Annotated in this window: 1 protein-coding gene; it reads left to right on the top strand. The window is 39.9% G+C overall.

Going from position 1 to position 1,592, the window contains the following annotated elements:
• Positions 1–29 precede the first annotated feature (29 nt).
• Positions 30–1,592, top strand: a 1,563-nt coding sequence (locus E5S67_RS31915; protein ID WP_172193479.1) for an AAA family ATPase, incomplete at its 3' end; no start/stop codon positions are given.

The following is a 1,592-nucleotide window of genomic DNA, read 5'->3' as shown; positions in this document are numbered from 1 at the left end:
AAAATAGCGACACTCCTACAAATGTTCAAATTCCCAACTATCAAATTATCTCCACAGTTTATTCAGGAAGTCGCACCTTGGTATATCGGGCAGTCCGTACATCAGACCAATTACCTGTCGTCATCAAACTTCTGAAAAACGACTATCCCACCTTTAGCGAACTCGTGCAGTTTCGCAATCAATACACCATTACCAAAAACCTTAATTCACCTAGTATCGTCCAAACCTACAGCCTGGAACCCTATGAAAATGGCTATGCGCTGGTAATGGAAGACTTTGGCGGGATTTCTCTTCAGGAATGGGCGATTAAAGGGAAGAACTCACTATCTTTGAGAGAGTTTTTGTCAATCGCGAGATCCCTCTGCAATACCTTAGATATATTGTATCGCGAGCGCATCATTCACAAAGACATTAAACCCAGCAATATCTTAATTAATCCTGAAACCAAACAAGTCAAATTAATCGACTTTAGTATTGCATCTTTGCTACCGCGAGAAACCCAAACACTAATCAATCCCAATGTCTTAGAAGGAACACTAGCTTATATTTCCCCAGAACAAACTGGCAGAATGAATCGGGGTATTGACTATCGGACTGATTTTTATTCTTTAGGCGTGACTTTCTACGAATTACTGACAGTCAAATTGCCTTTTGAATCCAATGACCCAATGGAGTTAGTACATTCTCATATTGCGAAAGCCTCGCCTTTAGTACATGAAATTAATTCTCAAATTCCCTTTGTACTATCACAAATAGTCACAAAACTGATGGCAAAAAATGCCGAATCCAGATATCAGAGTGCGTTGGGAATCAAGTTTGATTTAGAAAATTGTTTAACTCAGCTACAAGTTTCGGGTTCAATTGAGAGCTTTGAGATTGCACAGAGGGATGTATGCGATCGCTTCATTATTCCCGACAAACTCTATGGACGAGAAGCCGAGGTATCAACTCTACTCCAAGCCTTTGAGCGAGTCAGTCAAGGAACCACAGAAATGATGCTAGTCGCTGGTTTTTCGGGGATTGGAAAAACAGCCGTTGTCAACGAAGTGCATAAACCTATTGTCAGGCAACGCGGTTATTTTATCAAAGGAAAATTTGACCAATTTCAACGGAATATTCCCTTCAGTGCTTTTGTGCAAGCGTTCCGAGATTTAATGGGACAATTGTTAACCGAAAGCGATCCACAAATCCACCAATGGAAAAACCAAATATTATCAGCAGTTGGAGAAAATGGTCAAGTAATTATTGAAGTCATCCCCGAACTAGAAACAATTATTGGTGCACAACCATCCGCACCAGAATTATCAGGAACAGCCGCCCAAAATCGCTTTAATTTATTGTTTCAAAAATTTACCCAAGTCTTTACCAGTGCTGAACATCCCTTAGTAATGTTCTTAGATGATTTGCAATGGGCAGATTCAGCATCGCTGAAGTTAATGGAGCTATTAATGGCTGATACAAGTCATCTTTTATTAATTGGTGCGTACCGCGATAACGAAGTCAATCCCGCACATCCATTAATGTTGACTTTGAGTGAGATTCAAAAAACACTCTTCACAATTAATACGATTACTTTAGCACCACTCAGTCAA

It is taken from the genome of Microcoleus asticus IPMA8, assembly GCF_013179805.1.
Classification (GTDB): domain Bacteria; phylum Cyanobacteriota; class Cyanobacteriia; order Cyanobacteriales; family Microcoleaceae; genus Microcoleus; species Microcoleus asticus.
The sequence above is the reverse complement of the archived record's forward strand: the minus strand, read 5'-3'. Positions and strand labels throughout refer to the sequence as shown.